This window comes from Pseudomonas sp. LM13 (genome assembly GCF_041381355.1).
Taxonomy (GTDB): Bacteria; Pseudomonadota; Gammaproteobacteria; order Pseudomonadales; family Pseudomonadaceae; genus Stutzerimonas; species Stutzerimonas frequens.
In genome coordinates this window covers 16,561-27,969 of sequence record NZ_JACBXH010000048.1, presented here as the reverse complement: position 1 = coordinate 27,969, position 11,409 = coordinate 16,561, and the positions used below count along the sequence as shown (strand labels likewise).

Genomic DNA, 11,409 nt, shown 5'->3' with positions numbered 1-11,409 from the left:
CTGATCTATGCCGGTTTGCTGGTGCTGCTGGCCATTGGCGCGACGATAGCCATCCGGTATCCACAATGGGCAAATGTCGCGCTGGCCTGTGCTGCCGGACAGGCCGCGCTCGTGCTTTTCGGCCTCGCTCAACTCGGCACACACTCGCCGTTGGTGCGCTTCTTCGCGCTAGGGGCAGGCTTCTGGCTGGTGCTGATGTTTACCCTGTCGCTGTCCGATCTGCTCACCCGCTCTGGTGCTGCTGTCTAGTCTCAAGACACCTGCGTGTCTTACGCCGGTCACGCCGGGGCGCGATGGGAATTTCCTGTTTGCTCGTTCATTTGTGGCCAGATGAGAACGCCCAGGCAGCTACAGTTTCTGGGCGTTCTGATGGGCAGGTCAGGATCGCGGCGAAGACGGCAGCATCCGCTGTAACGTACCGTCGCGGCGTACGTACTGATGGAACAGCGCGGCCGCGGCATGCAGCCCGATCAGCCAATAGCCGGCTACCGCCAACGTTTCATGCAGTTCCTTGAAATCGCCGGCCAGCTTCTTGTCGGGGCCGATCAGTGCAGGCAGCTCGAGGCCGAAGAAGGGAATCGGCTTGCCCGCCGCGCTTAGTGTCAGCCAGCCCAGCAGCGGCAGGCCGATCATCAGCGCGTAAAGCCCCAGGTGCATCAGTCTGGCCAGGACGTGTTCCCAAGCCGCGTCGGCAAGCGCCCTGGGTGCCGGATGCAGCCAGCGGGCAATCAGCCGCAGCCAGACCAGCACGAATACCGTCATGCCGAGCATGAAGTGCCAGTGCTTGAGCAGTTCGCGCGGTTCGCTGCCCTTGGCGAAGTTGCCCTTGAGTTCGATGGTGGCGTAGACCGCGGCAATCAACAGCAGCATTAGCCAGTGCAGGGCGATGCTCAGTCGGCCGTAGCGCGCCAGTGGGGTGGAAGCAGCCATTTTCACGCACTCCGTGTGGGAATATGGCGGCAGTCTAGGGCGCCTGGCTTAAGCGAACCTTAGCGAGCGCTCGCGTCAGCTGCGGCAGGCTGTCACGGTATCTGCGGAGCTGTGGGCAGGACGGTTTCTGATGCAGCGGGCTCGCAACTCCAGCACCGCCGCGCGGCACCTATTCCGCCACTGGCTGCGGCTGGCGGGGCAGGTGCACGCTGACCTGCAGGCCGCCCAGGGGCGAGTCGGCCAGTTCGATGCTGGCACCGTGCAGCTCGGCGATACGCGCGACGATGGCCAGACCCAGCCCCGCGCCCTCGCCGTCGCTCTGGCGGTAGAAGCGCTCGAACAGCTTGTCCCGTTGTGTCACTGGCACGCCTGGGCCGGAGTCATCCACCCGCAGCGTGACAGTGGTCGCGTTGGCCTGGAGGCCGACCTGGATCTGGCCGCCCTCCGGCGTGTACTGCAGGGCGTTGCCGACCAGGTTCTGCAGCAGCGTGGCCAGGCTCGCTGCATCGCCGCTGAGGTGGGAGTCGGCCTGCTCGCCGGCCTCCAGCGTCAGCTCCTGGCCGCGTGCCAGCGCTAAAGGCGTCAGCTCGGCCAGGGTTTCACGACACAGCGGCAGCAGATCGATGTCTGCCAGGCTCAGGCGCTGGGCGCTCGGCTCCAGGCGCGCCAGGGTCAGCAGCTGAGTGACCACCCGGGTGGTGCGGTCGACGCCGGCGATCAGCTGTTCGAGGGCCTGCTCGCGTTCGCCCTCGCTGGCAGCCTGTTGGGCATTCTGTGCATGGATGCGTAGCACCGCCAGCGGCGTGCGCAATTCGTGGGCGGCGTCGGCGATGAAGCGTTTCTCGCGTTCCAGCAACTGGTTGACCTGCTGCAACAGGCGGTTCAATGAGGCTGCCACCGGCTCCAGTTCCTGTGGCAGCGGCGCCAGCAGCAAGGGTGCGAGGTTGTGTGGGTCGCGGCTCTTGAGCAGCTGCGCCATGCGTGCCAGTGGGCGCAGGCCCCAGCCCACCGCCAGCCAGATCAGCAGCGCCAGCAGCGGCAGGCCAATCAGGTCGGGCAGCAGGCTGCGGCGGGCGATCTTGCCGACCAGTTCGCCGCGCACATCGCCGCGTTCGCTGAGCAGGATCCACAACCCATCCTCGCGGTCCTCCAGCAGGAACAGGCGCCAGGCGTGACTGTCCAGCAGCACGTCGTGGTAGCCGGCGGGCAGTCGTGCGAAGTTCGGCGCATCGCCGAGCCCGGCGAGCAGCTGCTGCAGTGCGCCATCCGGGGCGCCGGCCGACTGCAACAGGGTGCTGCCGTCGGCGGCATACACCTGAAAGCCCAGCTTGGTCTCGTAGTCGTGGCCGGGTACGCCCTGGTCGCGGCGTGCGTTCACCGCGGCATTGAGCGCCGCCTGCAGCGCGCCGCGGGCCTGCGGGTCCATCTCGCGGCCGACCAGCCCCTGCACCAGCCGCGCGCTCTGCGCCAGCTGGGCGTCGAACAGCTCCTCTATCTCATGACGGGCGTCGCGGTAGCTGCGCCAGGAAATCAGGCTCAGCGAGATCAGCAGAGTGCCGAGCAGCAGGGCCAGGGTGCGCTGGCGGATCGAGCGCTTCAGCATTTGTCCACCAGATAGCCGACGCCGCGTACGGTGCGGATCAGCTCGGGAAAGAACTTTTTGCGCAGATGATGGATGTGCACCTCCAGCGCGTTGCTCTCGACTTCCTCGTCCCAGCCGTAGAGCACCTGCTGCAGGCGATCACGGGTCAGCACGCGACCGGGCTGGGCGATCAGCTCGTGCAACAGGACGAACTCCTTGCGCGGCAGGTTGATCGGCGTGCCCTGGTAGCTGACCTGCTGATTGACCGGATCGAGGCGAATCCCGCGGTATTCCAGCACCGGCTCCGGCCGGTTGAAGCTGCGCCGGAGCAGGGCGCGCAGGCGTGCCTTGAGTTCGGCGACATCGAAGGGTTTGACCAGGTAATCATCGGCGCCGGCATCCAGCCCGGCGATGCGGTCGTCCGTGGCATCGCGGGCGGTGAGCACCAGCACCGGCAGCGGATTGCCGGCGGCGCGCAGGCGCTTGAGTAGCTCAAGCCCGTCCAGCCGCGGCAGACCGAGGTCGAGGATGGCCAGCTCAAAGCTCTCGTGGCTCAGTGCATGCAATGCGCTGGCCCCGTCCTGCAGCCAGTCGACCGTGTAGCCCTCGGGCCTGAGCGCGGTGCGGAGGCCCTCGCCAAGGGCGCGATCGTCTTCCACCAGCAGAATGCGCATGTCGTTCCTGTCGTCTTGAAGGGTTCGCGGCATTGCTGTGCATTCAACGCCGCCGCCGCCGGTTATTCCAGATTTTCCTTGACCTGCGCGAGCAGCGCGCGAGCTTCGTCGCGGCGCCCGGCATCGGCGACTTCACGACCGGGGCGTGCTGGCGCGGCGAGCGCTTTTTCCAGCGCCGTGCGCGCTTCGCCGTAGCGCTTCTGGCGCAGCAGGAAATCGCCATGGAAATAGTTCGGGTCAATGCCGTTCGGGTTCAGCGCCAGTGCCTGCTGGAACAGCGCCTCGGCCTTGTCCTCGTCGCCGAAGCCGATCGGCCAGCCGGGCACCTGATAGTAGAGGCTGGCCAGGCTGGTGTAGGCCGAACCATCCAGCGCGGTGGCGTCGAGCTCGATGGCCTTTTCGAATTCGGCCTTGGCCTGTTTGACCAGTGCCAGCGCGCCGAGCCCGCCCTTGGCGCCGGCCCAGGTACTGAGCACGATGCCGTGCCAGATATGCAACTCGGCGGCGTTCGGCTCGGCGGCCACGACCTGCTTCGCCTCGTCGGCGAGTTTGGCGAAGGCGGCTTCGCGCTTTGCCTCTGGCGTCTGGTAGTTGATCTGCGCCCAGTGCATCTGGATCTGGCGCAGTGACGATTCACCGGCCGCACTGAGGGCGAAGGAGAGTTGGCTGGCGAGGGCCAGCATCAGGGCGCAGAGGCCGAGCAGAGGCTTCATGGGTGTTCTCCGGTGGAGGTGGGTTGTGATGCGGGTGGCAGCGGTTGTTCCGCGCGGGCGAAGCGCTTGACCACCGGCAGCTGCTTGCGCAGCGCCAGGTCGACCAGGCGCGGCAGCAGGCCGTTGAGGCGCACGATGAGTTTTTCCGGCCAGCCGAGGTAGAGCTCTTCGCGCTCGCTGACGATGGTGCGCAGGATCTGCTCGGCGACCTCGCGGGGGTCGTCCATCTCCACCTTCAGCTCGTCGTTCATCGCCACCACCTGGGCGCTGTTCATGGCCGTGCGGGTGGCGCGCGGAGCGATGTAGAGCACCTTGATCTGGCTGTCGGCCAGCTCGCGGCGCAACGCCTCGGAGAAACCGCGCAGGGCGAACTTGCTCGCGCAGTAGGCGGCGAAGCCGGGAAAGCCGATCGAACCAAAGGTCGAACCGAGGTTGACCAGCAGCGCCTGTGGTTGCTGGCGCAGCAGCGGCAGCAGCAGGTGGGTCAGCTGTAGGGTGGCGGTGACGTTGAGTTCGATCAGCCGGGCGATGGCGTCCTCGCTCTGGCTCTCCAGCAGGCTGAACTGGTTGATCCCGGCGGCATTGACCAGGCAGTTGAGCCCGCCGAAGCGCCGCGCGGCGTCCAGCACCAGCTGTCGTCCGTTGCGCTGGCTGAGGTCGGCCGTGACCAGGCTGATCTGCGCGGGATAACGGCGGGCCAGGGTTTCCAGGGCAATGCTGCCGCGCCCCACCAGCAGCAATTGCGCACCCTGGGCACAGAGCCGCTCGACCAGCAGCTGGCCGATACCGCCGCTGGCACCGGTCAGCAGGATGCGCGCGTCACGCAGTTGCATGGTCGTGCTCCGCTGCGGTCAGGCTGCGGAAGATGTCGCCGTAGAGGCGGTAGACGACGCGAGCGGTGTGCACCACGGCAGCCTTGTCGTCCTCGTCGTCGAGGCGGTTCATCAGCCTCTTGAAGAATTCGATGTGTTCCAGGTCCAGGCTGCCATGCGAGGTAAGGTAGCTGAACGCCTTGGTCGGAAGCTGAAGTTTGTCCTGCAGCACGCCGGCGGCCTGGGTCGCCAGCGCGATGCTGGTGCCTTCCAGCACGTTGACCATGCCGAAGAAACTCGCCGGATTGTGCCGCGCGATGCGGTCGTAGACGTAGGCGACCATCAGCTCAGTGGGCAGTGCCGGCTGGCCATGGCGCACCGCCTCGGCATCGCCGCCACAGGCGCGGATGTCGTTGAGGATCCATTCCTGATGGCCTATCTCTTCCTCGATGTACTCCGCGATGGCCTCGCGCAGCCATTCCAGCCGCTCCGGCAGGCGCGCGCCGCAGGCCATCAGCAGCGGTACAGTGTGCTTGACGTGGTGGTAGGCCTGAGTCAGGAAAGAGATGTACCGCTCGCGTGTCGCGGTGCCCCCCAGTGCGGCGTGGATGATCGGTGCGCGGAGCAGGTATTCGCGCTCGGCATTGGTCTGGTGTTGCAGCTGGTCGAAGAAATCCATGATGAACCTCGAAAGTCAGGACGGAAGGGCGTTGATCGCCGATTGGTAATGGTTGAAGAGGGCGTTGCGGCGCAGCCGACCGTTGGCGGTGGCCAGGCCGTTGCCGGCGCTGAAGGGCTCGGCGGCGCGCAGCCAGCAGTGCACGCGGGCGTAGTCGGGCAGGCCGGCGTTGACCCGGTCGATTGCCGCCTGCAGCTCGGCATCGCTGAGCTCGGGATACCGCGGCACCAGCACCGCGACGTTCTGCGCCAGCGCCTCGCCATGCAGCCAGGCCTGGGCGATCGGCGCCTGCTGGACCAGCTCGGCCTCCACCCATTCCGGGTTGACGTTGCGCCCGTAGGCGGTGACGAACTGGTGCTTCTTGCGTCCGTGCAGGGTCAGGAAACCGTCCTCGAAATGGCCGAGGTCGCCGGTCGCCAGCCACTCGCCGACCTGCGGCGGCTCGCCGAGGTAGCCGAGCATCTGCGGGCCCCGCACCAGAACCTCGCCGTCGTCGGCCAGGCGCAGCTCGACGTGCGGCAAAGGCCGGCCGACCGTACCGATGCGTCGCGCCTCCGGCGTGTTCAGGCAGACCACCGAGGCGCATTCGGACAGCCCGTAGCCTTCGTACACCGGCAGCCCGAGGTGCCCGGCGCGTTCCAGGAGTTGCGGTGCAACGCGGCCGCCACCGACGGCGATGAAACGCAGCGAAGTCGGCAGCGGTACGCCCTGTTCGGCCGCACTGACCAGCGCCAGCAACAGCTGCGGCAGCAGTATCAGGCTATGCGGCTGGGTCTGGTTCAACGTGGCGAGCAGGCGCGGCAGGTCGAAGCCGGCTGCGCCGCTGAAGCCGATCTCGGCCAACGGGCGCAGCTCGACCCGGGCACCGGCCAGCAGCGGCGCGTAGAGCCCGGCGATGTTTTCCAGCAGTGTCGCCAGCGGCAGCACGCACAGGTGTTGCCGCACTTCACATGGCAGGCTGGCCTGCCACAGGCTTTCGGCCACCGCCAGCTGCGCCTCGGCATCCAGGCAGACGCCCTTGGGCTGCCCGGTGGTGCCTGAGGTGTAGGTGATCTTCAGTGTGCCGTCGGGCACCGGCGTGACGGTGTCCAGCTGGCGCAGTTGCAAGCCGGCGTCACCCGGCTGGAAGCCGCAGCGCTCGCTGAGCGGGCTGCTGGCGCCGATCAGGCAGTCGATGCCGGCGTGGTTCAGCACATGCTCCTGCTGCGCCGGGGAAAAGAACCCCGGCAGCGGCACGCAGACCAGTCCGGCGTGCAGCAGCGCCAGATCCCACAGCGCCCAGTCCAGGCCGTTGTCCAGCGCCAGGGCGACGCGCTGCACACCGAGCTGCTGCAGCTGACTGGCGCGCGCGGCCAGCTCGTGGCGCAACTCGGCATAGCTCAGCTGGCGCGGGCCTTCGACCAGGGCGATGCCGCTGTGCCGTTCAAGCGTCTCCCAGAAACGTTCAGCTGCAGGCTGCATGGGGCACCTCGCCGGTGAACAGCGGCTGGTAGCCGAGCCGCGCGTAGATGCCCAGCTGCAGCAGGCGCTGGTGGCCGGGCAGGATCTCACCGGCCATCAATTGCGGGCGGGTGGCGTAGTAGCTGCCCCAGTCGGCCAGCTCGTCGCCCATCCGCGCCGGGTCGGCCGGGGCCAGCGCCAGTGGCTCCAGGGCCAGGCGCTGGAAGCTGTTGAGCAGGGCCGGCGTGCCGGTGAATACCACCCAGCGAAAGCCCTGAGCGACCAGCAGGTCGGTCAGTGCGACGATCAGCAGTCGCGCCGAGGCATTGCCGAAGGCGGCCAGGTTGCCGACCTCGACGATCTCCTCGCGCGGCACCTGGCGGCCGCTGCGGCGGGCAACGGCCTGCTCGATCGGTTCGTCCAGATAGCGTTCGAGAAACAGCGGTCGGCGTTGCGCGCTGCGCAGACCGACCGCGCCATGCACCTCGCCATTGTCGCCATGCAGGCCGAGCAGGCAGGGCATGAAGTGGCGCACCCGCGCCCCGTAGTGCTCGGCGAAACGCTGGCGAATGAAGTCTTCCAGGGCCAGCCGTCGCGGGTCCTCGCCGGCCTGCGTCAGTTGCAGGCAGAGCGATGGCTCGCGGCCGATGCGGGCCAGTATGTCAGTGTGATCAACCCAGGGCAGTTCCATCGGGGAACCTCAGTTAGAAGCCTGGGCCGATTGTTGGTGGGCAAACTTAAGGCAGTCTTAAGCCGCGCGGGGCTAAATGCGCGGCTGGCGAGGCGACGTTTTTTTCACATCGTCTCGGCTATGTTCTGCGCCGCGCGCAGGCGTAATAAACAGCGTCTGCCGTTCCGAAACTTCTAGCGAGTACCCCAGCGATGCGCATCCTGGTCATCGAAGACAACCGTGACATCCTCGCCAACGTGCTCGATTACCTGGAGCTCAAGGGCTACGTGGTCGACTGCGCGCAGGACGGCCTCAGCGGTCTGCACCTGGCCGCCACCCAGGACTACGACCTGATCGTGCTGGACCTGATGCTGCCGGGCATCGACGGGCTGCAGGTGTGCAAGCGCCTGCGCGACGATGCCGGGCGCGATACGCCGATCATCATGCTCACCGCCCGCGATGCGCTGCCTGACCGCATCAAGGGGCTGCAGGCCGGTGCCGACGACTATCTGATCAAGCCCTTCGCGCTGTCCGAGCTGGTTGCCCGTATCGAGGCGATCCTGCGTCGCTGCCAGGGATCGCGTCGCCGGCAGCTGCAGGTGGCCGATCTCTGCTACGACCTGGACACCCTGGAAGCCAGTCGTGGTGGCCAGCCGATTCGCCTCAACCCAATCGGCCACAAGCTGCTGGCGATCCTCATGCAGCGCAGCCCGGCGGTGGTGCGCCGCGAAGCGCTGGAAGATGCCGTCTGGGGTGATCACGTGCCGGACAGCGATGCGTTGCGCAGCCATATCCACCAGTTGCGCCAGGTGCTCGACAAGCCGTTTGCCAAGCCGTTGCTGCATACCGTGCACGGCCTTGGCTTCCGCCTGGCGGAGGACTGCGATGCTCGCTAAGCAGCCGCTGGCGCGGCGGATCGTCATCGCCTTCACGCTGATGACGCTGGTGGTGAGCGGTGCGTTCGCCCTCGGCATCGTCGGCGTGGTGCACTTCATCGAGGAGCAGCTGGTCACCGAGGAGCTGAGTCGCCACCTGGACATCGTGCTCAACGAGGACCTGCCAAACGGACGGACACCGCAGCTGGATACCAGCACCCACTTCTTCGCCTCGCATCTGCCCGAGCACCCGATGCCAAAGGCGTTTGCCGGGCTCGGTGAGGGGTTCACCGAGCTGGTTCGCGGTGACGATGCCTACTACGTCTATGTGCGCAATGTCGGCGCTGACCGCTACGTGCTGGTGCGGGAGCAGCACGAGTTCGAGGCCCGTGAAGATGCGCTGTTCAACGTCGTGCTGGCCGGCTTTCTGCTCAGCGTGCTCGGCGCCTGGGCGCTGGGGCGGCTGATGGCCAACCGGGTGTTGGCACCGGTCAGTCGCCTGGCCAACCAGGTGCGCCACCGCGACCAACTGCATCCGCTGGCGCCGCCGCTGGCCCTGCAGTATCCCGATGACGAGATCGGCCATCTGGCCGCGGCGTTCGACAGCACCCTCGGCCAGCTGCGCCAGACCCTGGAGCGCGAGCGGCTATTCACCGCCGATGTCAGCCATGAACTGCGCACCCCGTTGATGGTGGTGCTCGGCGCCTGCGAGCTGCTCGAGCAGCAGGCCGAGCTGTCGCCAGCTGCGCAGCGACCGCTGGCGCGCATCCAGCGCGCCGCGCGGGAAATGCACGAGCTGGTGGAAACCTTCCTGATGCTGGCGCGGGCGCGTCCGCAACAGACGTCCTTGGCCGGCGACGCCAGCTTGCGGAGCGTGGCGACCGAGCAGAGCGAGCGCTGGGCACCGTTGCTGGCGGAGAAGGGCCTGGCCTTCGAGCTGCTGGAGGAGGGCGAGGACCGCGGCGTCTACAACCACACCTTGCTCGGCACGGTGATGTCCAACCTGCTGCGCAACGCATTGCATTACACCGACTGCGGCACGGTGCGGCTGGTCCTCGACGAAGGTGGCTTTCGCGTCGAGGACAGCGGCGTGGGCATTCCGCTGGCGGAGCAGGAGCGCATGTTCCAGCCGTTCGTGCGGGGCGCCGAGGGGCGCGGCGAAGGGCTGGGGCTGGGGCTGTCGCTGGTCAAGCGGATCTGCGCGCACCAGGGCTGGCAGGTCGGTGTGGTGCCGCGGCAACCGCAGGGCAGCTGCTTTCAGGTGCGCTTGCATGACAGCGCGGTTTGACGTTTTTTTCACATCCCGTTGACGGGCCCTTGATGTCTGTCTGGTTAGTTTGGCGTTCCGTTTCCAACCGGAATGCCCGCCATGACCACACCGAGCCCCATCGAACTGGAGTTTTCGCGCAAGTACGACCGCCAGCACGCCTACGAATACCTGCACAAACATCAGGATGGCCTGGCCCGGCGGCTGTCGCACTGGCGTGACGAGCAGATGGCGCGCCGCGCGCTGCGAATCGCCGGCGAGCCTGATCTGGTGCTCGATCTGCCCTGTGGTGCCGGGCGCTTCTGGCCGCTTTTGGCCGAGCACCCGAGCCGGATGATCTTCGCCGCGGACAATTCCGCCGACATGCTGGCCATCGCCGAAGCCGCGCAGCCGCTGGAGGTGGTTCAGCGGGTCGAGACCTTCCAGACCTCGGCCTTCGCCATCGATATGGGCGACAACGCGGTGGACAGCATCTTCTGCATGCGCCTGCTGCACCACATCGCCGACCCGGCGCATCGCCTGGCGATGCTGCACGAATTCCACCGCGTCACCCGTGACACGCTGATCGTCTCGCTGTGGGTCGATGGCAACTACAAGGCCTGGAAGCGCAAGCGCCTGGAGCGCCGCCGGCCGGCCAAGGACAACCAGAACCGCTTCGTCGTTGCGCGCTCGGTGATCGAGGTGGAGTTCGCCGAGGCCGGTTTCGACATCCTTGACCGCAATGACTTCCTCCCGGGCTATGCCATGTGGCGGGTCTACGTGCTGCGCAAGCGGGGCTGAACATGAGCCGACCACTCGTACTGCCGGCCCGCGAGGCGCGAACCAGTACCTTCCAGCGCTGGTGGAACACCCAGGGCGAATGGGTCGAGGAACCCAACCAGCGTCGCGACGGCGAAAGCGGTGTGCAACGGATTCGGCGGCGCGAACCAGAGCAGCCGCTGCTCTACTGCAAACGTCAGATCGGCCATCTGTATCGCTCACTGCTGCATCCGTTCGGCCGGCCCACGGTGCTGCGCGAACTGCAGGCGCTGCTGGCCTTTACCCGGCTCGGCGTGCGGGTACCGGAGCTGGTCTACTGCGGCACGCGACAGCAGGCCGGCAAGTGGCAGGCGCTGCTGGTGACGGCAGAACTGCAGGGCTTCGTCAGCCTGGAGGAATGGTATCTACAGGATCTGGGACAACGCTTCGGTCCGGCGGTCCAGGCGCGCATGCTCGCGGCGGTCGGGATGACCCTCGCGCGCATCCATCAGGCGCACTGGCAGCATGGGTGCTGCTATCCCAAGCACATCTTCCTGAAGGTCCATGGTGAAGGCGATGCGGCGCGGGTGGAGGTGGCCCTGCTCGATCTGGAAAAGAGCCGGCGTCGGCTGCGCCGCCATGCCGCGGCCCGGCATGACCTGCGCCAGCTCCGGCGTCATTGCGCAGTCATGGTCGAACAGGACTGGCAGCAGTTGCTGGCCGTCCACGGCGCATATCGGCAACGGCCCTGCGATCACATCTGAGCCGCGGCTGGTGTCACTGCTCGTCAGTCTGGAGGCCCTAGGCATGACACAGCCCGCAGCCACTTGGGTTTCCGAAGCGGCGAGGGGCGCAGTTCGTGGCTGTCTGTCTTGTGCCTGAAATCGGTGCGGTTGCCTGCTGTAATGCATCTTGCCGGTGCACAGGGCCAGGCAAATGACGGGCTCGCACTCCAAGTGATGGCCATGTGCCCTGTGGTGGAGCGTTTCTTGCTGTGCGTGGGCTTTCTGCCTTTTCCTGCCGTTCGGC

At 66.8% G+C, this 11,409-nt stretch carries 13 protein-coding genes; 5 read left to right on the top strand and 8 right to left on the bottom strand.

The annotated features are described in order from the left end of the window. Positions 1-249, top strand: a 249-nt coding sequence (locus tag HZR81_RS20965; protein WP_500129166.1) for a hypothetical protein, incomplete at its 5' end; no start/stop codon positions are given. Positions 250-378: 129 nt separating this feature from the next. Here the strand turns inward: HZR81_RS20965 and HZR81_RS20960 are convergent. From HZR81_RS20960 to HZR81_RS20925, 8 genes are all read right to left on the bottom strand, one after another. Continuing rightward, complete coding sequence (locus HZR81_RS20960) at positions 379-930, bottom strand: cytochrome b (protein WP_500129164.1); 552 nt, start codon at positions 928-930, stop codon at positions 379-381. 169 nt (positions 931-1,099) lie between these two features. Then, positions 1,100-2,533, bottom strand: coding sequence for an ATP-binding protein (locus HZR81_RS20955; protein ID WP_500129163.1), 1,434 nt, complete (start codon positions 2,531-2,533; stop codon positions 1,100-1,102). Then, on the bottom strand, positions 2,527-3,186 hold the full coding sequence (locus HZR81_RS20950; protein ID WP_500129162.1) for a response regulator: 660 nt from the start codon (positions 3,184-3,186) through the stop codon (positions 2,527-2,529). Before HZR81_RS20950 ends, HZR81_RS20955 begins: the two co-directional genes overlap by 7 nt. 62 nt (positions 3,187-3,248) lie before the next feature. Then, the gene (locus tag HZR81_RS20945; RefSeq protein WP_500129160.1) at positions 3,249-3,899 is read right to left on the bottom strand and encodes a tetratricopeptide repeat protein; all 651 of its coding nucleotides are present in this window, start codon (positions 3,897-3,899) and stop codon (positions 3,249-3,251) included. Beyond that, the gene (locus tag HZR81_RS20940; RefSeq protein WP_500129158.1) at positions 3,896-4,732 is read right to left on the bottom strand and encodes an SDR family oxidoreductase; all 837 of its coding nucleotides are present in this window, start codon (positions 4,730-4,732) and stop codon (positions 3,896-3,898) included. Before HZR81_RS20940 ends, HZR81_RS20945 begins: the two co-directional genes overlap by 4 nt. Continuing rightward, complete coding sequence (locus HZR81_RS20935) at positions 4,719-5,390, bottom strand: iron-containing redox enzyme family protein (RefSeq protein WP_500129157.1); 672 nt, start codon at positions 5,388-5,390, stop codon at positions 4,719-4,721. The genes HZR81_RS20940 and HZR81_RS20935 overlap by 14 nt, the downstream gene beginning before the upstream one ends. A gap of 15 nt (positions 5,391-5,405) precedes the next feature. Then, positions 5,406-6,851 carry an AMP-binding protein gene (locus tag HZR81_RS20930; RefSeq protein WP_500129155.1) on the bottom strand — a complete coding sequence of 482 codons (1,446 nt, stop codon included), beginning with the start codon at positions 6,849-6,851 and terminating at the stop codon, positions 5,406-5,408. Continuing rightward, positions 6,835-7,521, bottom strand: a complete 687-nt coding sequence (locus HZR81_RS20925; RefSeq protein ID WP_500129153.1) for a thermostable hemolysin — start codon at positions 7,519-7,521, stop codon at positions 6,835-6,837. The genes HZR81_RS20930 and HZR81_RS20925 overlap by 17 nt, the downstream gene beginning before the upstream one ends. A gap of 191 nt (positions 7,522-7,712) precedes the next feature. Here HZR81_RS20925 and HZR81_RS20920 point away from each other — a divergent pair, with 191 nt between their 5' ends. From HZR81_RS20920 to HZR81_RS20905, 4 genes are all read left to right on the top strand, one after another. Beyond that, on the top strand, positions 7,713-8,396 hold the full coding sequence (locus tag HZR81_RS20920) for a response regulator transcription factor (RefSeq protein WP_003302056.1): 684 nt from the start codon (positions 7,713-7,715) through the stop codon (positions 8,394-8,396). Further along, positions 8,386-9,663 (top strand): sensor histidine kinase, encoded by a 1,278-nt coding sequence (locus tag HZR81_RS20915; protein ID WP_500129152.1) that lies wholly within the window; start codon positions 8,386-8,388, stop codon positions 9,661-9,663. The genes HZR81_RS20920 and HZR81_RS20915 overlap by 11 nt, the downstream gene beginning before the upstream one ends. An 81-nt stretch (positions 9,664-9,744) precedes the next feature. After that, positions 9,745-10,422: a class I SAM-dependent methyltransferase gene (locus tag HZR81_RS20910; RefSeq protein ID WP_500129150.1), complete on the top strand. Its 678-nt coding sequence runs from the start codon at positions 9,745-9,747 to the stop codon at positions 10,420-10,422. Between the two features lie 2 nt (positions 10,423-10,424). Continuing rightward, positions 10,425-11,144, top strand: a complete 720-nt coding sequence (locus tag HZR81_RS20905) for a lipopolysaccharide kinase InaA family protein (protein ID WP_500129149.1) — start codon at positions 10,425-10,427, stop codon at positions 11,142-11,144. Positions 11,145-11,409: the final 265 nt, after the last annotated feature.

Excerpts from the sequence above, each read along its gene's own strand:
- HZR81_RS20960 (WP_500129164.1), bottom strand. The coding sequence starts at position 930 with ATGGCTGCTTCCACCCCACTGGCGCGCTACGGCCGACTGAGCATCGCC.
- HZR81_RS20955 (WP_500129163.1), bottom strand. The coding sequence starts at position 2,533 with ATGCTGAAGCGCTCGATCCGCCAGCGCACCCTGGCCCTGCTGCTCGGC.
- HZR81_RS20950 (WP_500129162.1), bottom strand. The coding sequence starts at position 3,186 with ATGCGCATTCTGCTGGTGGAAGACGATCGCGCCCTTGGCGAGGGCCTC.
- HZR81_RS20945 (WP_500129160.1), bottom strand. The coding sequence starts at position 3,899 with ATGAAGCCTCTGCTCGGCCTCTGCGCCCTGATGCTGGCCCTCGCCAGC.
- HZR81_RS20940 (WP_500129158.1), bottom strand. The coding sequence starts at position 4,732 with ATGCAACTGCGTGACGCGCGCATCCTGCTGACCGGTGCCAGCGGCGGT.
- HZR81_RS20935 (WP_500129157.1), bottom strand. The coding sequence starts at position 5,390 with ATGGATTTCTTCGACCAGCTGCAACACCAGACCAATGCCGAGCGCGAA.
- HZR81_RS20930 (WP_500129155.1), bottom strand. The coding sequence starts at position 6,851 with ATGCAGCCTGCAGCTGAACGTTTCTGGGAGACGCTTGAACGGCACAGC.
- HZR81_RS20925 (WP_500129153.1), bottom strand. The coding sequence starts at position 7,521 with ATGGAACTGCCCTGGGTTGATCACACTGACATACTGGCCCGCATCGGC.
- HZR81_RS20920 (WP_003302056.1), top strand. The coding sequence starts at position 7,713 with ATGCGCATCCTGGTCATCGAAGACAACCGTGACATCCTCGCCAACGTG.
- HZR81_RS20915 (WP_500129152.1), top strand. The coding sequence starts at position 8,386 with ATGCTCGCTAAGCAGCCGCTGGCGCGGCGGATCGTCATCGCCTTCACG.
- HZR81_RS20910 (WP_500129150.1), top strand. The coding sequence starts at position 9,745 with ATGACCACACCGAGCCCCATCGAACTGGAGTTTTCGCGCAAGTACGAC.
- HZR81_RS20905 (WP_500129149.1), top strand. The coding sequence starts at position 10,425 with ATGAGCCGACCACTCGTACTGCCGGCCCGCGAGGCGCGAACCAGTACC.